This is a genomic window from Enterobacter sp. RIT418 (assembly GCF_003057745.1).
Classification (GTDB): Bacteria; Pseudomonadota; Gammaproteobacteria; order Enterobacterales; family Enterobacteriaceae; genus Enterobacter.
Map to the genome: position 1 here is coordinate 132,217 of NZ_QBJD02000002.1, position 21,437 is coordinate 153,653.

General features: G+C 57.5%; 16 protein-coding genes. 3 read left to right on the plus strand and 13 right to left on the minus strand.

Annotated features, from left to right (window positions below; translation table 11 throughout):
- Positions 1-10: 10 nt before the first annotated feature.
- The 5 genes from eno to rlmD all read right to left on the minus strand — a co-directional run bounded on the left by eno (position 11) and on the right by rlmD (position 7,690).
- A complete protein-coding gene (eno, locus tag DBY73_RS02900; RefSeq protein ID WP_112009718.1) occupies positions 11-1,309 on the minus strand; it encodes a phosphopyruvate hydratase in 1,299 nt (432 codons plus the stop codon).
- Positions 1,310-1,389: 80 nt separating this feature from the next.
- Positions 1,390-3,027 (minus strand): glutamine hydrolyzing CTP synthase, encoded by a 1,638-nt coding sequence (pyrG, locus tag DBY73_RS02905; protein ID WP_112009719.1) that lies wholly within the window; start codon positions 3,025-3,027, stop codon positions 1,390-1,392.
- A gap of 223 nt (positions 3,028-3,250) precedes the next feature.
- Positions 3,251-4,042 carry a nucleoside triphosphate pyrophosphohydrolase gene (mazG, locus tag DBY73_RS02910; protein ID WP_112009720.1) on the minus strand — a complete coding sequence of 264 codons (792 nt, stop codon included), beginning with the start codon at positions 4,040-4,042 and terminating at the stop codon, positions 3,251-3,253.
- Between the two features lie 66 nt (positions 4,043-4,108).
- Entirely contained in the window at positions 4,109-6,340 is a 2,232-nt protein-coding gene (gene relA / locus DBY73_RS02915) for a GTP diphosphokinase (RefSeq protein WP_112009721.1), read from the minus strand.
- Positions 6,341-6,391: 51 nt separating this feature from the next.
- The gene (rlmD, locus tag DBY73_RS02920; RefSeq protein ID WP_112009722.1) at positions 6,392-7,690 is read right to left on the minus strand and encodes a 23S rRNA (uracil(1939)-C(5))-methyltransferase RlmD; all 1,299 of its coding nucleotides are present in this window, start codon (positions 7,688-7,690) and stop codon (positions 6,392-6,394) included.
- Between the two features lie 57 nt (positions 7,691-7,747).
- Here rlmD and barA point away from each other — a divergent pair, with 57 nt between their 5' ends.
- Positions 7,748-10,513 carry a two-component sensor histidine kinase BarA gene (gene barA / locus DBY73_RS02925; RefSeq protein WP_112009723.1) on the plus strand — a complete coding sequence of 922 codons (2,766 nt, stop codon included), beginning with the start codon at positions 7,748-7,750 and terminating at the stop codon, positions 10,511-10,513.
- Positions 10,514-10,630: 117 nt separating this feature from the next.
- On the opposite strand, the gene DBY73_RS02930 is transcribed toward barA, so the two are convergent.
- The 8 genes from DBY73_RS02930 to syd all read right to left on the minus strand — a co-directional run bounded on the left by DBY73_RS02930 (position 10,631) and on the right by syd (position 18,941).
- Complete coding sequence (locus DBY73_RS02930; protein WP_112009724.1) at positions 10,631-11,770, minus strand: glycerate kinase; 1,140 nt, start codon at positions 11,768-11,770, stop codon at positions 10,631-10,633.
- Positions 11,771-11,848: 78 nt separating this feature from the next.
- Positions 11,849-13,186: a glucarate dehydratase gene (gene gudD / locus DBY73_RS02935; protein WP_112009725.1), complete on the minus strand. Its 1,338-nt coding sequence runs from the start codon at positions 13,184-13,186 to the stop codon at positions 11,849-11,851.
- A 15-nt stretch (positions 13,187-13,201) separates the two neighbouring features.
- Complete coding sequence (locus tag DBY73_RS02940) at positions 13,202-14,542, minus strand: enolase C-terminal domain-like protein (protein WP_112009879.1); 1,341 nt, start codon at positions 14,540-14,542, stop codon at positions 13,202-13,204.
- On the minus strand, positions 14,542-15,897 hold the full coding sequence (gene gudP, locus DBY73_RS02945; RefSeq protein WP_112009726.1) for a galactarate/glucarate/glycerate transporter GudP: 1,356 nt from the start codon (positions 15,895-15,897) through the stop codon (positions 14,542-14,544). The genes DBY73_RS02940 and gudP overlap by 1 nt, the downstream gene beginning before the upstream one ends.
- Positions 15,898-16,188: 291 nt before the next feature.
- Complete coding sequence (locus tag DBY73_RS02955) at positions 16,189-16,638, minus strand: flavodoxin (RefSeq protein WP_112009727.1); 450 nt, start codon at positions 16,636-16,638, stop codon at positions 16,189-16,191.
- A gap of 24 nt (positions 16,639-16,662) precedes the next feature.
- Entirely contained in the window at positions 16,663-17,439 is a 777-nt protein-coding gene (truC, locus tag DBY73_RS02960) for a tRNA pseudouridine(65) synthase TruC (RefSeq protein WP_112009728.1), read from the minus strand.
- The gene (locus DBY73_RS02965; RefSeq protein WP_112009729.1) at positions 17,436-17,765 is read right to left on the minus strand and encodes a YqcC family protein; all 330 of its coding nucleotides are present in this window, start codon (positions 17,763-17,765) and stop codon (positions 17,436-17,438) included. The genes truC and DBY73_RS02965 overlap by 4 nt, the downstream gene beginning before the upstream one ends.
- Before the next feature lie 630 nt (positions 17,766-18,395).
- Positions 18,396-18,941 carry a SecY-interacting protein gene (syd, locus tag DBY73_RS02970; RefSeq protein WP_112009730.1) on the minus strand — a complete coding sequence of 182 codons (546 nt, stop codon included), beginning with the start codon at positions 18,939-18,941 and terminating at the stop codon, positions 18,396-18,398.
- A 69-nt stretch (positions 18,942-19,010) separates the two neighbouring features.
- Here syd and queF point away from each other — a divergent pair, with 69 nt between their 5' ends.
- Complete coding sequence (gene queF, locus DBY73_RS02975; protein ID WP_112009731.1) at positions 19,011-19,853, plus strand: NADPH-dependent 7-cyano-7-deazaguanine reductase QueF; 843 nt, start codon at positions 19,011-19,013, stop codon at positions 19,851-19,853.
- 117 nt (positions 19,854-19,970) lie between these two features.
- Complete coding sequence (gene ppnN, locus DBY73_RS02980) at positions 19,971-21,335, plus strand: nucleotide 5'-monophosphate nucleosidase PpnN (RefSeq protein ID WP_100166313.1); 1,365 nt, start codon at positions 19,971-19,973, stop codon at positions 21,333-21,335.
- The last annotated feature ends 102 nt before the right edge of the window (positions 21,336-21,437 follow it).

Below are 21,437 nucleotides of genomic sequence, written 5' to 3' on the forward strand. Positions count from 1 at the left end.
AAGCTCAGGATTACGCCTGACCTTTGATCTCTTTACGACCATTGTATGGTGCTTTTTCGCCCAGCGCTTCTTCGATACGAATCAGCTGGTTGTACTTAGCAACACGGTCAGAACGGCTCATAGAACCGGTTTTGATCTGGCCAGCAGCGGTACCCACAGCCAGGTCAGCGATGGTTGCGTCTTCAGTTTCGCCAGAACGGTGAGAGATCACAGCGGTGTAGCCAGCGTCTTTCGCCATTTTGATCGCAGCCAGCGTTTCGGTCAGGGAACCGATCTGGTTGAATTTGATCAGGATGGAGTTAACGATGCCTTTCTCGATGCCTTCTTTCAGGATCTTGGTGTTGGTTACGAACAGATCGTCACCAACCAGCTGGATTTTGTCGCCCAGTACTTTGGTCTGGTATGCGAAACCATCCCAGTCAGACTCGTCCAGACCGTCTTCGATAGAAACGATTGGGTACTGTTTGGTCAGGTCTTCCAGGAAGTGGGTGAATTCTTCAGAGGTAAACGCTTTGTTGCCTTCGCCCGCCAGAACGTATTTACCGTCTTTGTAGAACTCAGATGCTGCACAGTCCATCGCCAGGGTGATGTCTTTGCCCAGCTCGTAGCCTGCAGCTTTTACAGCTTCAGCGATAACAGCCAGCGCTTCTGCGTTAGAACCCAGGTTTGGCGCGTAGCCACCTTCGTCACCAACAGCCGTGTTCATACCTTTAGCTTTCAGAACTTTTGCCAGGTTATGGAACACTTCAGAACCCATACGAACCGCTTCTTTCAGGGATTTCGCGCCAACTGGCTGAATCATGAATTCCTGAATATCAACGTTGTTGTCCGCGTGCTCACCACCGTTGATGATGTTCATCATTGGTACTGGCATGGAGTATTTGCCTGGGGTGCCGTTCAGTTCAGCGATGTGCTCGAACAGTGGCATACCTTTGGCAGCAGCAGCTGCTTTAGCGGTCGCCAGGGACACAGCCAGGATTGCGTTCGCACCGAAGTTAGATTTGTTTTCAGTACCGTCCAGATCGATCATGATCTTGTCGATGCCAGCCTGGTCTTTAGCGTCTTTGCCAATGATTGCCTGAGCAATAGGACCGTTTACAGCGCCAACCGCTTTCAGTACGCCTTTGCCCATGAAACGGGATTTGTCGCCATCGCGCAGTTCCAGCGCTTCGCGGGAACCAGTAGAAGCACCTGATGGAGCAGCTGCCATACCGACGAAACCACCTTCCAGATGAACTTCAGCTTCAACGGTCGGGTTACCACGGGAGTCGATGATTTCACGACCGATGACTTTAACGATTTTGGACATTAGATTTTCCTCAGTACAAGTTAAACTAAAACTCCAGACAAACAACGCGTACCAAGGGTACGCGTTGTCGTTCTAACTTTTTACTTCGCCTGACGCTTTTGATAGTCGCTGGCGGCTTTCACGAAGCCTGCAAACAGCGGATGTCCATCACGTGGCGTTGAAGTAAATTCCGGGTGGAATTGGCAGGCAACGAACCACGGATGGTTTGGTACCTCAATGATCTCGACCAGCTGATCGTCCCCGGAGCGGCCCGCAACGCGCAGACCCGCAGCTTCAATTTGTTTCAACAGCATGTTGTTGACTTCATAGCGGTGACGATGGCGCTCGGTGATGACCGGCTCGCCGTACAGCTTGCGAACCACGCTATCGTCGGACAGCTGGCAGGCCTGTGCGCCAAGACGCATCGTGCCACCCAGATCGCTCTTCTCAGTACGGACTTCGACGTTACCGTCTTCGTCACGCCACTCGGTAATCAGCGCCACAACAGGGTACTTACAGTCTGGCACAAATTCCGTAGAGTTCGCGTTTTCCATTCCCGCTACGTTGCGCGCAAATTCGATCAGCGCAACCTGCATACCCAGGCAAATGCCGAGGTAAGGAATATTGTTTTCACGCGCATAGCGCGCAGTGGCGATCTTGCCTTCTACACCGCGGTAGCCGAAGCCGCCAGGGATCAGAATCGCATCCAGATCTTTCAGGATTTCAACGCCGCGCGTTTCAACATCCTGTGAATCAATCAGCTTAATGTTCACGGAAACGCGGTTTTTCAGACCACCGTGTTTCAGCGCTTCGATAACGGACTTGTAGGCATCCGGCAGTTCAATGTACTTGCCAACCATACCGATAGTCACTTCGCCTGCCGGGTTCGCTTCTTCGTAGATCACCTGTTCCCATTCTGACAGGTTTGCTTCCGGACAGTTCAAGCTGAATCGTTTACAAATATAATCGTCCAGGCCCTGAGATTTCAACAGGCCAGGGATTTTATAAATGGAATCGACATCTTTCATTGAAATAACGGCTTTTTCCGGCACGTTACAGAACAATGCAATTTTTGCGCGTTCGTTCGCAGGGATAGCACGGTCAGAACGGCATACCAGGATGTCTGGCTGAATACCGATGGAAAGCAGCTCTTTAACGGAGTGCTGGGTCGGTTTGGTTTTCACCTCACCTGCGGCCGCCATGTAAGGCACCAGCGTCAGGTGCATGAACAGCGCGTTTTCACGGCCAATATCTACCGCCAGCTGGCGAATCGCCTCCAGGAACGGCAGAGATTCGATGTCACCCACGGTACCGCCGATTTCAACCAGCACCACGTCATGACCTTCGCCACCGGCAAGGACACGCTCTTTAATGGCGTTAGTGATGTGTGGGATAACCTGAACGGTTGCACCAAGATAGTCACCGCGGCGCTCTTTACGCAGAACGTCGGAGTAAATACGGCCCGTCGTGAAGTTGTTACGACGGGTCATTTTGGTGCGGATGAAGCGCTCGTAGTGGCCAAGATCCAGATCGGTTTCAGCGCCGTCTTCAGTAACGAACACTTCCCCGTGTTGGGTTGGGCTCATGGTGCCAGGATCGACGTTAATGTACGGATCCAGTTTCATCATGGTCACATTGAGGCCACGGGCTTCAAGAATGGCTGCGAGGGAGGCTGCGGCAATGCCTTTACCCAGAGAGGATACGACCCCGCCGGTCACAAAAATATAGTTCGTTGTCATGCTGAACCTGAGAAGTTAGGGTGAAACGATGGAATAACCAGGACGGGAAAGTAGTATACCCGAACACGGCGAGCGCCACAAACATTCATTCTCCGTCTCCATCTCAGGCCATGACAAACATAAGGAGTGAGAAAATAGCCCCTTTTGGGTAAATGTTTTTGACACAAATCAAGCGCTTGTCATTTAAAAAATCACACAAATAGCGCTTGATCGCAAAATTCCGTTAGAGATCAGATTCCTGGCGTTTTACTTCCTGCCATACCTCTTCCATCTGATCGAGGTCGATTCCGGTCATTTCCAGGCCGCGTGAGGCAACGATACGCTCAACTTCGCGAAAACGGCGCTCAAACTTGATGTTCGCTTTTTGCAGCGCGGTTTCCGCTTTTACACCCAGGTGGCGAGAAAGGTTGACGGTTGCGAACAGCAGATCGCCCATCTCCTCCTCCAGCTTCGCTTCATCCACCACGGCCTGCTGCGCTTCGTGCATGACTTCGTCAATCTCTTCATGCACTTTATCCAGCACCGGGCCGAGGGAGGTCCAGTCAAAGCCTACGCCAGAGCAACGTTTTTGGATTTTATGGGCGCGCATCAGCGCGGGCAGGTTCAGCGGGATGTCGTCCAGCGCAGAGTGCTGGGATTTTTCCGCGCGTTCGGCGCTTTTAATTGACTCCCAGCGGGCCAGCACTTCCGCACTATCACCCGCGGTGGCATCGCCAAAAATGTGCGGATGACGGCGCTCCAGCTTGTCGCTGATGGCGGCGCAGATATCATCAAAGTTAAAGCGCCCTTCTTCCTGCGCCATCTGGGCGTAGAACACCACCTGGAAAAGCAGGTCGCCGAGTTCCCCGCGCAGGTCGTCAAAATCCTCGCGGGAGATCGCGTCCAGCACCTCATAGGTCTCTTCGAGAGTGTAGGGCGCGATGGTGGCGAAAGTCTGCTCTTTGTCCCACGGGCAGCCGTTTTCCGGGTCGCGCAGGCGTTTCATGATGCCGAGCAGGCGGTCGATTTGAGTCATAGTGTTTTCCATTAAAAAACAAGCCGGGTGGCGGCAACGCCTTACCCGGCCTTCAGAAGAGTGTGTTTAACCGCCGTGCAGACGACGCGCGTCAATCACGTCCGGCACCTGGTTCAGTTTGCCAAGCACGCGGCCCAGCACCTGCAGGTTGTAGATTTCGATGGTCATATCAATGGTGGCAAGCTGCTCGCGGGTATCGCTGCGGCTGGCGACGCCCAGCACGTTAACCTTCTCGTTGGCGAGAATAGTCGTGATGTCGCGCAGCAGGCCGCTGCGGTCGTTGGCGGTGACGCGCACCACCAGCGAATAGCCCGCGGAGTAGCTCTCGCCCCAGACGGCTTCCACGATGCGCTCCGGCGCGTGCGACTGCAGTTCAGCAAGCTGGTCGCAGTCCGAGCGGTGGATGGAGATCCCGCGCCCCTGGGTGATAAAGCCCACGATATCGTCGCCCGGAATCGGCTGGCAGCAGCGGGCAATGTGGTGCATCAGGTTGCCTACGCCCTCAACCACCACGCGGCCGTTATCCTTGCTGCGCTGCTGCGGCGCGTAGGTTTTCTGCTGCAGCTGCTTCAGCGCTGCCGCATCCTGCTCTTCGGCGCTGGGCTTGTTGAACTGCGCCTGCAGGAAGTTGACCATCTGATTCAGACGAATATCGCCGCCGCCAATGGCCGCTAACAGCTCGTCCAGCTCGTTGAAGTTGTAGCGCGGCAGCAGGAATTTCTCCGCCTCTTTCAGGCTGATCCCAATATGTTCCAGCTCGTCGTCAAGGATCTGGCGACCGGCAAGGATATTCTTATCGCGATCCTGCTTGCGGAACCAGGCGTGGATCTTAGAGCGCCCGCGGCTTGTTGTGACATAGCCCAGGTTTGGATTGAGCCAGTCGCGGCTTGGGTTCGGCTGTTTCTGAGTGATGATTTCAATCTGGTCGCCCATCTGCAGCTGATAGGTGAACGGCACAATGCGCCCACCGATTTTCGCGCCGATGCAGCGGTGCCCCACATCGCTGTGGATGTGGTACGCAAAATCGAGCGGCGTCGAGCCTGCCGGAAGATCAACAACGTCGCCTTTCGGGGTAAAGACGTAAACGCGGTCATCAAAGACCTGGCTGCGGACTTCGTCGAGCAATTCACCGGAATCCGCCATTTCTTCCTGCCACGCAATCAGCTTACGCAGCCAGGCAATGCGGTCCTCATGGCCGGAGCGCGCGCCGCCGGTCGTGCCCTCTTTGTATTTCCAGTGCGCGGCCACGCCCAGTTCGGCGTCTTCGTGCATCTGCTTTGTGCGGATCTGTATCTCAACCGTTTTGCCGCCGGGCCCAAGCACCACGGTGTGAATAGACTGGTAGCCGTTCGGTTTTGGGTTCGCGACGTAGTCATCGAACTCGTCCGGCAGGTGACGGAAGTGAGTGTGCACTATCCCGAGCGCAGCGTAGCAATCCTGCAAACGTTCCGCCACGATGCGCACCGCGCGCACGTCAAACAGCTCGTCAAAGGCAAGATGCTTTTTCTGCATTTTGCGCCAGATGCTGTAGATATGCTTCGGACGACCGTACACTTCCGCGCGCACGTTCTCCTCCTTCATCGCCTGGCGCAGTCCGCCGACGAACTCCTCGATATAGTGCTCGCGGTCAATGCGGCGCTCGTGCAGCAGTTTGGCGATGCGCTTGTATTCCGCCGGGTGCAGGTAGCGGAAACAGTAATCTTCCAGCTCCCATTTAAGCTGGCCAATCCCCAGGCGGTTCGCCAGCGGAGCATAGATGTTTGTACACTCCTTGGCGGCCAGCACGCGCTCGTCTTCCGGCGCATCCTTCACTTCGCGCAGGTGGGCAATACGCTCGGCCAGCTTGATGACCACGCAGCGGAAGTCATCCACCATCGCCAGCAGCATCCGGCGCACGTTGTCGACCTGCTCCGATGAGACGGAATCAGTGTGTGCCGCCTTAAGCTGGCGGATGGCTGCCATATCACGTACGCCGTGGATCAACGCTACCACGGGTTTCCCAACGCTTTCGCGCAGCACGTCTTCACTAACGACGTCAGCGTCAGCGAGCGGAAACAGCAGCGCGGCCTGCAGCGTTTCGATATCCATGTTCAGCATGGATAAGATTTCAACCATCTCCACGCCGCGCCACAGAAGGAGGTCGGCGTCCGAATGCCCCGTAGTGGTGCGCAAACAGTAGGCCCAGGTTTCGGTTAAGCGTTCACACGACTGCTGGCTGGAAATCCCCAGACTTGCGATCCATTTTTGTGGGTCAAACTCCCCAGCCTTATTGAGATGTGCACTTCTTACCGCAACCATCGTCCTCTCCTTTAGGGACAAGGGCCTGTCGAAGTCGACAAGCCAAACAAATTAGATACGTTCAAACAACACCATCGATTCCAGATGTCCAGTGTGCGGGAACATGTCCAGCATTGCCAGACGCTGAATCTGGTAACCCGCCGCCGTTAATGCCTCGCTGTCCCTGGCAAGCGTTGCCGGGTTACAGGAAACATAGACCACGCGCGTCGGCGCGAGGGTAATAATATGTGCCATTACGCCCGGGGCGCCTGCGCGCGCTGGATCGAGGAGAATCTTGTCAAAACCCTGCGTCGCCCAGGGCTGCTTCGTAACATCGTCCTCGAGGTTCTGATGAAAGAATGTCACGTTCTGCAAGCCGTTCTGCCGGGCATTCTCCTGCCCTTTCGCCACCAGCGCCTCGACGCCTTCTACGCCCACCACACTCGCCGCCCGTTGCGCCAGCGGCAGCGTGAAGTTGCCCATGCCGCAGAAGAGATCGAGCACGCGATCGGTGGGTTGAACGTCCAGCCACGCCAGCGCCTGCGCAATCATCTTCTGGTTGACGCCGTCGTTCACCTGGATGAAATCACGCGGGCTGAACGTTAAGCGTAGCCCGTTTGCGGCGTACCAGGGCGCTTCTCCCGTTAGCGGCTCCAGTATCTCGCTTTGCGGCGCGAGGAAAAGCGCGAGCTCCTGGGAATGCGAAAAGCGTTCCAGTTTTTCCCGGTCTTTTTGCGACAGCGGTGCGGTATGGCGTAAAACCATCAGCGGGCCGTTGTTCGCCTGGACCAGCTCAGCGTGGCCGAGATGACGAACGCCCTCCAGCGACGAGAGGCAGGCGCGTACGTCAGGAAGCAATGCCTCAAGGCGGGGCACCAAAATGGGGCACTGCGTGATATCGACAATATCGCTGGAGCCTGATTGACGAAAGCCCATCTCCAGCCGCCCGGCCTTTGGAGAATAGTTCAGGCTCAGGCGCGCGCGGCGGCGGTAGCCCCAGGGCTGGTCGGCAATAATCTCATTAACGTCGTGCTTGAGCAGGCGGGCCAGCGCGCGGCTTTTGCTCTGCTGCTGCAGCGCAACGCTGGCGTGCTGCTGCTGACACCCGCCGCAGACGCCAAAGTGCGGGCAGCGCGGCACGGCGCGTTCAGGGCTATCATTAAGACGACGCTTTACCCGGCCGCGGGCGTACTGCCGTTTATCTTCCGTTAGCGTGATTTCAGCGCGTTCCGTTGGCAACAAGCCTGTAACAAACAAGGCCTTACCGTTGTGGCGTGCAACGCCCTGACCAAAGGGATCGAGGTCCGTTGCTTCAACAGTTATGATCTGACGCGTCGTCACGCGTCGCTTTGCAGAGTAGAATTGCGCCATCGCCGAGATTTTTCTCAAATATACATAATTGTCCTAATTGTCCCATAACGGAACGCCATGACCAACTACAGCCTGCGTGCTCGCATGATGATTTTGATCCTCGCCCCCACCGTGTTAATCGGTTTGCTGCTGAGTATCTTCTTTGTGGTGCATCGCTATAACGACCTGCAGCGTCAGCTTGAAGACGCGGGAGCGAGCATTATTGAACCGCTCGCCGTCTCCAGCGAATACGGGATGAACCTGCAAAACCGTGAATCCATTGGCCAGTTAATCAGCGTGCTGCACCGCCGTCATTCCGAGATCGTGCGGGCCATTTCCGTGTATGACGAACATAACCGCCTGTTCGTAACGTCAAATTTTCATCTCGACCCGGCGGAGCTGCAAATCCCGGACGGTACGCCGTTCCCGCGCCATCTGAGCGTATTGCGCCGCGGGGATATCATGATCCTGCGCACGCCGATTATCTCCGAGAGCTATTCACCTGATGAATCCGCCACCTCCGACGCCAAAGCCGGCAATAACATGCTCGGGTATGTTGCGCTGGAGCTGGATCTCAAGTCGGTGCGGCTACAGCAGTACAAAGAGATTTTTGTCTCCGGCATGATGATGCTGTTCTGCATCGGTATTGCCCTGATTTTCGGCTGGCGATTGATGCGCGACGTGACGGGCCCGATTCGCAACATGGTGAATACCGTTGACCGCATTCGCCGCGGCCAGCTCGACAGCCGCGTGGAAGGATTTATGCTCGGCGAGCTGGATATGCTCAAGAACGGCATCAACTCTATGGCAATGTCGCTGGCGGCGTACCACGAGGAGATGCAGCACAACGTCGATCAGGCGACCTCCGACCTGCGCGAAACGCTCGAGCAGATGGAAATTCAGAACGTCGAGCTGGATCTGGCGAAAAAGCGCGCCCAGGAAGCGGCGCGTATTAAGTCCGAGTTCCTGGCCAACATGTCGCACGAGCTTCGCACGCCGCTCAATGGCGTCATCGGCTTTACCCGCCTGACGCTCAAGAGCGAGCTGAACCCAACCCAGCGCGATCATCTGCATACCATCGAGCGCTCGGCCAACAACCTGCTGGCGATCATTAACGACGTACTGGACTTTTCGAAGCTCGAAGCGGGCAAGCTGATCCTGGAAAGCATTCCGTTCCCGCTGCGCAGCACGCTGGATGAGGTGGTGACGCTTCTTGCCCACTCGTCGCACGACAAGGGCCTGGAGCTGACGCTCAACATCAAAAACGACGTCCCGGATAACGTCATCGGCGACCCGCTGCGCCTGCAGCAGGTCATTACCAACCTGGTAGGGAACGCCATCAAGTTCACCGAAAGCGGTAATATCGATATTCTGGTGGAGAAACGGGCACTCAGTAACAACAAGGTGCAGGTTGAAGTGCAGATCCGCGATACCGGGATTGGTATTCCGGAGCGCGATCAGTCGCGCCTCTTCCAGGCGTTTCGTCAGGCGGATGCCAGCATCTCGCGCCGCCACGGCGGTACCGGTCTGGGGCTGGTGATCACGCAAAAGCTGGTCAAAGAGATGGGCGGAGATATCTCCTTCCACAGCCAGCCAAACCGCGGCTCAACCTTCTGGTTCCATATCAATCTCGACCTCAACCCAAACGTGCTGACGGACGGCCCGATGACCGGCTGCCTGAAAGGCATGCGACTGGCTTACGTTGAGCCTAACGCCGCGGCGGCGCAGTGTACGCTGGATATTTTAAGCACCACGCCGCTTGAGGTGATCTACAGCCCGACCTTCTCGGCGCTGGCTATCGATCATTACGATATTCTGCTGATGGGTATCCCGGTGACCTTCACCGGCGAGCTAACCATGCAGCAGGAGCGGCTGGCTAAGGCCGCCTCAATGACCGACTATCTGCTGCTGGCTCTGCCTTGCCATGCGCAGATTAACGCCGAAGAGCTGAAAAACGACGGTGCCGCCGCCTGTCTGCTTAAGCCGCTTACCGCTACGCGCCTGCTTCCGGCACTGACGGAATATTGCCGCCTGAGCAAGCACGCCCTGCCGCTGATAGAGGAAGAAAGCAAGCTGCCGATGACGGTGATGGCGGTCGATGACAACCCGGCGAACCTCAAGCTGATTGGCGTGCTGCTGGAGGATCAGGTTCAGCACGTTGAGCTGTGCACCAGCGGGGCGCAGGCGGTCGAGCAGGCCAAACAGATGCAGTTCGATCTGATTCTGATGGATATTCAAATGCCGGGTATGGACGGCATCCGCGCCTGCGAGCTGATCCGCCAGCTGCCGCACCAGCAGCAGACGCCCGTGATTGCCGTTACCGCCCACGCGATGGCTGGCCAGAAAGAGAAGCTCCTTAACGCCGGGATGAACGATTATCTGGCGAAACCGATCGACGAAGAAAAGCTGCACAACCTGCTGCTGCGCTACAAGCCCGGTCAGATTGGCGGATCATATACGTTTTCTGCCCAGCCGAGCGAACCGGTTATTGAGGCTAACCCTAACGCGACGCTCGACTGGCAGCTGGCGCTGCGCCAGGCCGCGGGTAAAACCGATTTGGCGCGCGAGATGCTGCAAATGCTGATCGCGTTCCTGCCGGAGATCCGCAACAAAGTGGAAGAACAGCTGGTGGGCGAGAACCCGGAAGATTTGCTGGACGCTATCCACAAGCTGCACGGCAGCTGCGGCTACAGCGGCGTGCCGCGGCTGAAAAACCTCTGCCAGCTGCTGGAGCAGCAGCTGCGCGGCGGCACGCCGGAGGCCGAGCTTGAGCCCGAGTTTCTGGAACTGCTGGATGAGATGGATAACGTGACGCGGGAAGCGAGGAAGGTGCTGGGGGTGTGATACGAAGATCGGGCCCCCTCACCCTAACCCACTCCCCATAGGGGAGAAGGGACAGCTCGGTGCGGTTTTTTCTCCCTCGCCCCTTTGGGGAGAGGGCCGGGGTGAGGGGAATCCCCCCTACAACCCTTTCCCAACCTTAAGCACCGCCGCGATATTCCGCGCGGTCATGCGCAGGTTCGCCTGGGCATTTCCCAGCGCGTCTTCAAGCGAACAGATGCTATAAAGCACGCTAAACACCGCGTCGATGCCGTGGTCATGCACTACGCCGACGTCTGCCGTCAGGCTGCCAGCGATACCGATCACCGGCTTGCTGTAGCGCTTTGCCACCTTCGCCACGCCCACGGGCACCTTGCCGTGAATGGTCTGGCTGTCGATACGGCCTTCTCCGGTTATTACGATATCCGCGTCCGCAACCTGCTCATCCAGACGCAGGGCGTCGGTTACAATCTCAATGCCCTGGCGCAGCGTCGCGCCGCAGAAGGCGTACAGCGCCGCGCCCATGCCGCCCGCCGCTCCGCCGCCCGCAAGAGAGAGCACGTCGATATCCAGATCCCGGGCGATGATCTTTGCATAATGCCCCAGCGCGTTATCCAGCGCGGCGACCATCTCGGCCGTTGCCCCTTTCTGCGGCCCGAATACCGCGGTGGCGCCTTCAGGCCCGGTCAGAGGATTCGTGACGTCGCAGGCCACCTCAATGCGGCACTCGGCCAGACGCGGGTCCAGCCCGCTGAGATCGATCTGCTTAAGCGTCGCCAGCTCCCCGCCGCCATAGCCAAGCGGCTGCCCCTGTTCGTTCAGCAGCGTCGCGCCCAGCGCCTGCACCATTCCCGCGCCACCGTCGTTGGTGGCACTGCCGCCAATTCCGATGATGATATGGTTTACGCCCGCGTCCAGCGCGTGGCGAATCAGCTCACCCGTTCCCCACGAGGTCGTTTTCAGCGGGTTACGCGCTGAAGCAGGCACAAGCTCAAGGCCGCTCGCCGCAGCCATTTCAATAAAGGCGCTCTGCTTATCGCCGGAGATGCCATAAAATGAGGAGATGCGCGTTCCGAGCGGGCCAGTGACCTCAACGACTACGCGCTCGCCGGAGGTTGCCGCCACCATGGCATCCACCGTTCCCTCCCCGCCATCGGCAACCGGGATTTTCACATATTCCGCATCAGGCCAAATTTCACGGAAACCGTCCTCAATAGCCGTCGCCACCTCAAGGGCGCTCAAGCTTTCCTTCCAGGAATCCGGTGCGATAACGAGTTTCATATAGCATCCTTACGCATGTTGACTTTGTTAAGCATACATCAGGGAAAACGACCGCTCGTGGGAGCGGTCCCAATGCCTTTAGCGTACCATGCACGGACGCTTATTGTCGAATGTCCAGTCAGGGATCAGATACTGCATGGCAAGCGCATCATCGCGCGCGCCGAGGCCGTGTTTTTGGTATAGCTCGTGAGCCTGCATAAGCCGATCCATATCCAGCTCCACGCCCAGCCCCGGCGTAGTAGGAACCTGAACCATACCGCCCTTAATCTCGAAAGGCTGCCTGGTCAGGCGCTGATTTCCCTCCTGCCAAATCCAGTGGGTATCAATGGCGGTAATGTTACCCGGCGCGGCGGCGGCGACGTGGGTGAACATCGCCAGCGAAATATCAAAGTGATTGTTGGAGTGCGAGCCCCAGGTCAGGCCAAATTCGTGGCACATCTGCGCCACGCGCACCGAGCCCTGCATCGTCCAGAAGTGCGGGTCCGCCAGCGGGATGTCAACCGACTGAAGCGAGAGCGTGTGCCCCATCTGACGCCAGTCGGTGGCGATCATGTTGGTGGCGGTCGGCAGGCCGGTAGCGCGGCGAAACTCTGCCATCACCTCGCGGCCGGAGAAGCCCTGCTCCGCGCCGCACGGATCTTCCGCATACGCCAGCACGCCTTTCAGCTGCTTGCCAATGGCGATCGCCTCGTCGAGTGACCAGGCTCCGTTCGGGTCCAGCGTGACGCGCGCCTGCGGGAAACGTTTTGCCAGCGCAGAAATCGCCTGTGCCTCTTCCTCACCGGCCAGCACGCCGCCCTTCAGCTTGAAATCGTTGAAGCCGTATTTTTCGTAAGCCGCTTCCGCAAGACGCACCACCGCGTCCGGGGTCATGGCTTCGTCGTGACGAATGCGATACCAGTCGCACGCCTCGTCCGGCTGGCTTTGGTAAGGCAGCGGCGTCTGCTTGCGGTTGCCGACGAAGAACAGATAGCCCAGCATTTCGACTTCGCTGCGCTGCTGGCCCTCGCCGAGCAGGGAGGCCACGTTGACGCCCAGATGCTGGCCAAGCAGATCCAGAAGCGCGGCTTCAATGCCGGTCACAACGTGAATGGTGGTGCGCAGATCGAACGTCTGGAGGCCGCGACCGCCCGCGTCGCGGTCGGCAAAGGCGTTACGCACGGCGTTCAGGACATTTTTATATTCTCCCAGCGCTTTGCCGACCACCAGCGGAATGGCGTCTTCCAGGGTCTTGCGGATCTTCTCGCCGCCGGGGATTTCGCCCACGCCGGTATGACCGGAATTGTCCTTGATGATAACGATGTTGCGGGTAAAAAATGGCGCGTGGGCTCCGCTCAGGTTCATCAGCATGCTGTCATGTCCGGCAACCGGAACGATCTGCATGTCGGTAACGACGGGAGTGGAAAATGTGCTCATTGTTCAATCCTTTTATCAGTGACGTCCAAAAACAGGGCGCTTGCGGTCAAAAGTCCAGCCGGGGATAAGGTACTGCATCGGGCCCGCATCGTTACGTGCGCCACCCGGCAGTTTTTTATAGGCTTCGTGCGCCTGATGGATCTGATCCCAGTCAAGCTCTACGCCCAGCCCCGGTGAATCCGGCACGGCAATGGTGCCGTTTTTAATCTCCAGCGGATTTTTGGTCAGACGGGCTTCCCCCTCCTGCCAAATCCAGTGGGTGTCGATAGCGGTCGGATGACCCGGCGCCGCCGCGCCTACGTGGGTAAACATCGCCAGCGAGATATCGAAATGGTTATTGGAGTGGCAGCCCCAGGTCAGGCCCCAGTCGTCGCAAAGCTGCGCTACGCGGACCGCGCCGGAAAGCGTCCAGAAGTGCGGATCGGCCAGCGGGATGTCCACCGCGTTGAGCATGACCGCGTGGCCCATTTCGCGCCAGTTGGTGGCGATCATGTTGGTCGCGACCGGCAGCCCGGTGGCGCGACGAAATTCCGCCATCACCTCACGGCCGGAGAAACCCTGCTCCGCGCCGCACGGGTCCTCCGCGTAGGTCAGCACGTCGCCGAGGCCTTTGCACAGGGCGATGGCCTCATCCAGCAGCCACGCGCCGTTGGGATCGACGGTGATCCGCGCCTCCGGAAAGCGTTTTTTCAGCGCGCGGGCGCTTTCAATTTCCTGCTCGCCCGGCAGCACGCCGCCCTTCAGCTTAAAGTCCTTAAAGCCGTAGCGATCCTGGGCAGCTTCCGCGAGGCGGACAACCCCCTCGCTGGAAAGCGCCTCCTGGTGGCGAAGGTGATACCACTCGTGGCGCCCCGGCGAACTCGCCAGATACGGCAGATCGGTTTTGTTACGATCGCCGACATAGAACAGATAGCCCAGCACGGTCACCGCGTCGCGCTGCTTGCCCGGCCCCAGCAGCTCACACACCGGGACGTTGAGCGCTTTGCCCAGCAGATCGAGCAGCGCGGCTTCCAGCGCGGCCACCGCGTTGACGCGCAGCTCGAACGTCCAGGCGCCTTTGCCGAAGGTGTCGAAGTCCGCGGACTGGTTGCCCTTGTGCACCCGCTGAACCACCTTGTTTAAACGGGCTATTTCCTGCCCGACGACCTGTGGAATAGCCTCTACCAGCGTCTGGTAGATGACCTCTCCGCCGGGCGCCTCGCCGACGCCGGTATGGCCCGCGCTGTCGGTGAGTACCACGATATTGCGGGTAAACCAGGCGTTATGCGCGCCGCCGATATTCAGCAGCATGCTGTCCTGTCCGGCCACCGGAATGACCTTCATATCGGTTACGACCGGGCTCGATTGGGTTGTCATCATCCGCGCTCCGCAACAGGTTTAAGCTCGACGCGCTTAATGTCGCCCACCAGCACCAGGTAGCTCAGTACGGCCACCAGCGCGTGGATGCCCACGTAGATTAACGCGCCGTTGAAAGAGCCCGTCGTGCCGACGATGTAGCCGATGGCAATTGGCGTCACGATCCCGGAAATGTTGCCGAACATGTTGAACAGCCCGCCGCTCAGGCCGCTGATCTCCTTCGGCGCGGTATCCGCCATCACCGCCCAGCCCAGCGCGCCAATTCCCTTCCCGAAGAACGCCATCGCCATAAAGCCGATGATCATCCACTCTGCGTTAACGTAGTTGCAGAACACCATGGTCATGGAGAGCAGCATGCCCAGCACGATAGGCGTTTTGCGCGCGATATTCAGCGAGCCCGTTCGGCGCATCAGCCAGTCGGAAATTACGCCGCCCAGCACGCCGCCGACGAAACCGCAGATGGCCGGAACCGAGGCCACAAAGCCCGCTTTCAGAATCGACATACCGCGCGCCTGCACCAGGTAAACCGGGAACCAGGTGATGAAAAAGTAGGTTAAGGCATTGATGCAGTACTGGCCCAGGTAGATGCCAATCATCATGCGCGAGCCGACGAGCTGCTTGATTTGCGCCCATTTCTGGCTGAACGGCACTTTGGCCTTCTCGGTTTTCAGATCCATATTGATCAGCGCGCCGCCTTCGGCAATGTACTCCAGCTCTTTTTTGTTCACGCCGGGATGCTGATTCGGCTCGTGGATCACCTTGAGCCAGATAAAGCTGATAACGATCCCCAGCCCGCCCATGAAGAAGAAGACGTGCGACCAGCCCACCTCATGCGTCAGCCAGCCCATGATCGGCGCGAAGATGACGGTCGCAAAATATTGTGCCGAGTTAAAAATGGCGACTGCCGTTCCCCTCTCCTGCGCCGGGAACCAGGCCGCGACGATTCGGCTATTGCCGGGGAAGGAAGGCGCTTCCGCGAGCCCTACCAGGAAGCGGAGGGTGAAGAGCGCAATGATAATGCCGAAGCCGCTAAAGATGTCGACAAAGCCCTGCAGCAGGGTAAACATCGACCAGATAAAGATGGACCAGAAGTAAACGCGTTTAGAGCCAAAGCGGTCAAGCAGCCATCCGCCGGGAATTTGGCCGATAACATAGGCCCATGAAAATGCAGAGAAAACATAACCCATACCGACCGGATCGAGCCCGATATCTTTTGCCATTTCAGAGCCGGCAATCGACAGCGTTGCGCGGTCCCCATAGTTAAAGGACGTGACGATAAACAGCATCACCACAATCCAGTAGCGAGCGTTGGTGCGCTTTTCAGCGCTGCTCGCCGCGTGGCTTAATGTACTCATTGATGCACTCCTGAATCATAGCTTTCGCCTGGTTCATTCTGTAACGCACCTGTAGGGTAATCAGAATGAGAGGTTAGCGGTTGGCAGTTTTGGTACGGCTACGTGCCGTTTTATAGTGACGGGAAAAGTATAAGTAAGGGGGGGTAAGTCCCTCACCGTGCAGGAACACAACATTGAAGGGAGTGTGGAACGTTGTTTGGGGCATAAGCCCAAAGCGGTGGAAGATGGTTCACGGAATTGGCGTTTGGCGGGGGTGATGCAGGCCCGCGCAGGCGAAGCGCGGGCATGATGTTATTTGAGGAGCGTCGCCCAGTGCTCAACCCAGGGATTGGATTCGCTTTCGGGTTCCGGATGTTCGCCGGCGTCGATCAGCAGCATTTCACCCACGCGCTGGGCGCTCTGCTCCTGAAGGAGCGCGTCGAACTGCTTGCCGCCTCCGCAGAAGTTAGCATAGGAGCTGTCGCCGAGCGCAATGATCCCGTAACGCACGTCGGGCTGGTAGCCCAGCTGGTCTTTAATGCCCTGGAACAGGGGAACAATGCTGTCCGGCAGATCGCCCTGCCCCGTTGTCGACGTCACGACCAGGATGTATTTGTCTTTATACTTTTCCCAGTCGGCCAGTTCCGGGTCTTCGTAGACCGTAGCCTTATGGCCCTGATTTGCAAGGATCGCTTCGGCTTCTTCCGCCACCAGCAGCGAGTTACCGTACATTGTGCCGACAAAAATACCCACTTCAGCCATGCTTTGCTCCGTTAATTTTCACAGTTATTGTTCATCCTGAACGCTGCCCGCCGCAAACTCAACCCTTTCATTTTCGGGGAGTTGTCCCAGCCAGCCAAACTGTGACAGCGCCTGCATCCACACGTCGTCCAGCCCTGCGCGAAGGGTCAGCGGCCTGCCGGTAAACGGGTGGGTCAGGCTGAGTTCGCTGGCGTGGAGCATCAAACGGTTGCAGCCAAAGTGCTCTGCCGCGCTGCGGTTCTGGCGCAAATCTCCGTGCTTGCTGTCGCCGATAATCGGGTGGCGAAGGTGCGCAAGGTGGCGGCGAAGCTGGTGCTTGCGCCCGGTTTTGGGCAGAAGCTCAACCAGGCTGTAGCGCGTGGTGGGAAATTTACTGGTCGCCACCGGCATTTCCGCAGTGGCCATCCCGCGATAGTCGGTAACCGCAGGCTGCGGGCCTTTATCATCGCGGGCAAACTTATCGGCAATCTTGTCCAGCTCTTCCACGAGCGGGTAGTCAAGCCGGTCCGACCCGGTCAGCCAGCCGCGCGCGATCGCGTGATAGCGCTTTTGGATCTGGTGCAGTTCAAACTGCTGTGACAGCAGGCGCCCCGCCTCGCTTGAAAGCCCCATCAGCAGGACGCCAGAGGTTGGCCTGTCGAGACGATGGGCGGTAAAAACGTGCTGACCAATCTGGTCGCGCACGGTCTGCATTACCACGACCTTCTCGTCACGATCGAGCCAGCTGCGGTGTACCAGCCATCCCGATGGCTTATTCACCGCCACCAGCCACTCGTCCTGATAGAGGATTTCAATCGTCATGCATCAGCACCGGCAAAAAGCGCGTCCAGGCGAGCCAGCTCGGCGAGCACAGCCTCGCGGGCGGGATGGGTTTGCTCCAGCGCCATTTCATAATAGGGGGAAACGGCAAACGCCTGCGGCAGCGGGTGGCCGCCTTCAAGCAGCGCGTGCATGCGCGGAATCAGCACCCACTGCAGCCACTCAAAGGGTGCCAGGGTATCGAGGCAAAACGGCTGGGTGCTGGCGAAGGCTTCAGGCTGCGGCGCGGTCTCCTGCCACAGCTGGTGATGGCGAAGAAGGGCTTCGATGGCGTGCAACTGCGCACGAACGCTCTCGTGATGCGTCATGGTAACCTCAACTGAAAATCTGAACGGCGCGCAGCATAGCATTGCAGGAAGCAGAAATAAAAAAAGGGAGCACTGTAAAAACAGTGCTCCCGGTTCGTTCCGCAGCATTCCAGCTACAATTTGTGCTCCCTGCTCATCCGTGACAACTTTTCCTGCGCCCAGGGGCGTGTTCATCCGTTAACCGTTGCATCCTGCTCACATCGTCCTGACGTGATTGTTTCATCCTGAAACGTCCTGGCCTTCCTGACCCACCGACCATCCTGACCGGCTCTCTTTCTCCTTCCTGGAGGTGTCCCTTACGCGTCCAGCGTTATCCTCTTTGCTTCATCCTGAAGCCTTCCTGCAGCGCCATCCTGACGTGTCCTGTGTGAAAAACGTCATCATCCTGATGTTCGTTCTTCGTGTCGGCGTCCTGTCGACGGAGATAGAATCCTCTATTCCGCTTCGTCTTACAACCCACCTTATTCGTAGTGTAAGTCTTAAGAAACGCTATCCAGGGTCGCAACAACACCCTAACCAATTGATTTAACAATGAATGATATTTTAAAAAAATTAAGGCAATACTGAAAGTAACGCCGATCTCCTACAAACCTTGTAAGAGATCTCTCACACGTTCGATAGCATCCTGGATTACAGAAGCGGCTCAATTCTGGTAAGGAAATCCGCAAGAGAAGGCGCGAGCACGTCGCGATTGCGGGTACCGATGGTCTCTTTAATCACTTCACCTGACAGATTGCAGACGGAAATGACGTCCAGCTCGCTGTCGAGCGTGGCGATAAAGAGCGTCGGAGAAAGCTTAAGGCGTTTTTGCGTAACCAGGTGACCAATCAGGTTCTCCTGTACGCGCTGGAGATCGTCCTCACTCCAGGTTTGCAGCAGGGTTATTTCCACATCAGCAAAGCGCGCGGTCATATCACCGGCAAACTGGGTGGTATAAAACGCGTGAACCGCGGGTTGTACCACAAGGTCCATTGCGCGTTCAACCGCATTTACATTTTGTTCGTCCGTAAAAGGTTTCGGCTGCCAGATGACGCTGTCTTCAAGCGTAGAGATAATGCACGGCGAAGGCACGCCATATAATTCAGCGCTTTGCGGCCACGTTCCCTGTTTTTCATGCCAGGCGTCGCAATAGCGGGTCGTAAAGTTCGTCAGGGCATTAGCAGTTTCGATATCCACCGATTTCTCTCTTCGTGTAAGACAGGATAAACTCAGCCCATAAGTGTACCTGTAAAGTGGCAACGAAACATGTCTTACGAAAATCATCAGGCGTTAACGGGCTTAACGCTGGGCAAATCGACCGATTACCGCGACACCTATGATGCCTCGCTGCTTCAGGGCGTACCGCGCAGTCTTAACCGCGATCCGCTCGGCCTGCGCGCCGACGCGCTGCCGTTTGTCGGCGGTGATATCTGGACGCTGTACGAGCTCTCCTGGCTTAACGCGCGCGGCCTGCCGCAGGTCGCCGTCGGCCACGTAGAGCTGGATCATGCCAGCATCAACCTGGTGGAGTCGAAAAGCTTCAAGCTGTATCTCAACAGCTTTAACCAGACGAAATTCAGCAGCTGGGAAGACGTTCAGCGCACGCTTGAGCGGGATCTACGTGCGTGCGCGCAGGGTGACGTCTCCGTGTCACTGTATCGCCTGCACGAGCTGGAAGGCCAGCCGATCGCCCACTTCAGCGGGACCTGCATCGACGATCTGGACATTGAGGTGGACAGCTATGAGTTCAGCACCGATTACCTTGAAAACGCGGCAGGCGGCAAGGTGGTGGAAGAGACGCTGGTCAGCCACCTGCTGAAGTCCAACTGCCTGATCACCCATCAGCCTGACTGGGGCTCAGTGCAGATCCAGTACCGCGGCCCGCGGATCGATCGTGAAATGCTGCTGCGCTATCTGGTGTCATTCCGCCACCATAACGAATTTCACGAGCAGTGCGTGGAGCGCATCTTCAACGACCTCCTGCGTTTCTGCCGACCGGAAAAGCTGAGCGTGTACGCGCGCTATACCCGCCGCGGGGGTTTAGACATCAACCCGTGGCGGACCAACACCGACTTTGTGCCCGCAACGGGCCGCCTGGTGCGCCAGTAATATAAATATTTTTCACAATATGCGCGGTCTATTCCGCGCTTAGAGTTGTGAAACGTCATAAGCCAGGGCTATTGTAATCAACAGGGAAAGACGATTTTCGTCCCGTAAGGAGCTCACTTGATTACACATATTAGCCCGCTGGGCTCAATGGATATGTTATCGCAGCTGGAAGTGGACATGCTTAAACGCACGGCCAGCAGCGATCTCTATCAACTGTTTCGTAACTGTTCACTTGCCGTCCTGAACTCCGGAAGCCTGACCGACAACAGCAAAGAGCTGCTGTCACGCTTCGAAAGCTTTGATATCAACGTGCTGCGCCGCGAGCGCGGCGTGAAGCTTGAGGTGATCAACCCGCCGGAAGACGCCTTCGTTGACGGGCGCATTATCCGTTCGCTGCAGGCCAACCTGTTTGCCGTGCTGCGCGACATCCTGTTTGTTAACGGACAAATTCATAACGCCGGGCGCTTCCAGCACCTGGATCTTGAAAGCTCCGTTCACATTACCAACCTGGTGTTCTCCATCCTGCGCAACGCCCGCGCCCTGCACGTTGGCGAAGCGCCAAATATGGTCGTGTGCTGGGGTGGCCACTCGATTAACGAGACGGAATACCTCTATGCGCGCCGCGTGGGCACGCAGCTCGGCCTGCGTGAGCTAAACATTTGTACCGGCTGCGGTCCGGGTGCAATGGAGGCGCCGATGAAGGGTGCCGCCGTGGGCCACGCGCAGCAGCGCTACAAAGAGGGCCGCTTTATCGGCATGACCGAACCGTCGATCATCGCGGCTGAACCGCCGAACCCGCTGGTCAACGAGCTGATCATCATGCCGGATATCGAAAAACGCCTTGAAGCGTTTGTCCGTATCGCCCACGGGATCATCATCTTCCCGGGCGGCGTGGGGACGGCGGAAGAGCTGCTTTATCTGCTTGGTATCCTGATGAACCCGGCGAACAAAGATCAGGTACTGCCGCTGATCCTGACCGGGCCGAAGGAGAGCGCCGACTACTTCCGCGTGCTGGATGAATTTATCGTCCATACGCTGGGCGAAGCGGCACGCCGCCACTACCGCATTATTATTGACGATGCGGCTGAAGTGGCGCGTCAGATGAAAAAAGCCATGCCGCTGGTGAAAGAGAACCGCCGCGATACGGGCGATGCGTACAGCTTTAACTGGTCAATCCGCATTGCCCCGGATCTCCAAATCCCATTCGAGCCGTCGCACGAGAATATGGCAAACCTGAAGCTCTACCCCGATCAGCCGGTTGAAGTGCTGGCGGCCGACCTGCGTCGCGCCTTCTCCGGGATCGTTGCGGGCAATGTGAAAGAGGTTGGCATTCGCGCCATTGAGGAGTTTGGACCTTACAAAATCCACGGTGACCCGGAAATGATGCGCCGCATGGACGACATGCTGCAGGGCTTCGTTGCCCAGCACCGCATGAAGCTGCCGGGCTCCGCGTATATTCCGTGCTACGAAATCATTAAGTAACGTTTCAACTCCCGCATAACGCCGGATAACGAGCGATCGTTATTCGGCTTTTTTATTACCGATGCCATTCATAGCCCTGCTTTATATCAAATGCAGAGTTCA

What these genes read in the sequence shown, in the direction of transcription:
- eno (WP_112009718.1), bottom strand. Translation starts at nt 1,309, where the DNA reads ATGTCCAAAATCGTTAAAGTCATCGGTCGTGAAATCATCGACTCCCGT.
- pyrG (WP_112009719.1), bottom strand. Translation starts at nt 3,027, where the DNA reads ATGACAACGAACTATATTTTTGTGACCGGCGGGGTCGTATCCTCTCTG.
- mazG (WP_112009720.1), bottom strand. Translation starts at nt 4,042, where the DNA reads ATGACTCAAATCGACCGCCTGCTCGGCATCATGAAACGCCTGCGCGAC.
- relA (WP_112009721.1), bottom strand. Translation starts at nt 6,340, where the DNA reads ATGGTTGCGGTAAGAAGTGCACATCTCAATAAGGCTGGGGAGTTTGAC.
- rlmD (WP_112009722.1), bottom strand. Translation starts at nt 7,690, where the DNA reads ATGGCGCAATTCTACTCTGCAAAGCGACGCGTGACGACGCGTCAGATC.
- barA (WP_112009723.1), top strand. Translation starts at nt 7,748, where the DNA reads ATGACCAACTACAGCCTGCGTGCTCGCATGATGATTTTGATCCTCGCC.
- DBY73_RS02930 (WP_112009724.1), bottom strand. Translation starts at nt 11,770, where the DNA reads ATGAAACTCGTTATCGCACCGGATTCCTGGAAGGAAAGCTTGAGCGCC.
- gudD (WP_112009725.1), bottom strand. Translation starts at nt 13,186, where the DNA reads ATGAGCACATTTTCCACTCCCGTCGTTACCGACATGCAGATCGTTCCG.
- DBY73_RS02940 (WP_112009879.1), bottom strand. Translation starts at nt 14,542, where the DNA reads ATGACAACCCAATCGAGCCCGGTCGTAACCGATATGAAGGTCATTCCG.
- gudP (WP_112009726.1), bottom strand. Translation starts at nt 15,897, where the DNA reads ATGAGTACATTAAGCCACGCGGCGAGCAGCGCTGAAAAGCGCACCAAC.
- DBY73_RS02955 (WP_112009727.1), bottom strand. Translation starts at nt 16,638, where the DNA reads ATGGCTGAAGTGGGTATTTTTGTCGGCACAATGTACGGTAACTCGCTG.
- truC (WP_112009728.1), bottom strand. Translation starts at nt 17,439, where the DNA reads ATGACGATTGAAATCCTCTATCAGGACGAGTGGCTGGTGGCGGTGAAT.
- DBY73_RS02965 (WP_112009729.1), bottom strand. Translation starts at nt 17,765, where the DNA reads ATGACGCATCACGAGAGCGTTCGTGCGCAGTTGCACGCCATCGAAGCC.
- queF (WP_112009731.1), top strand. Translation starts at nt 19,011, where the DNA reads ATGTCTTACGAAAATCATCAGGCGTTAACGGGCTTAACGCTGGGCAAA.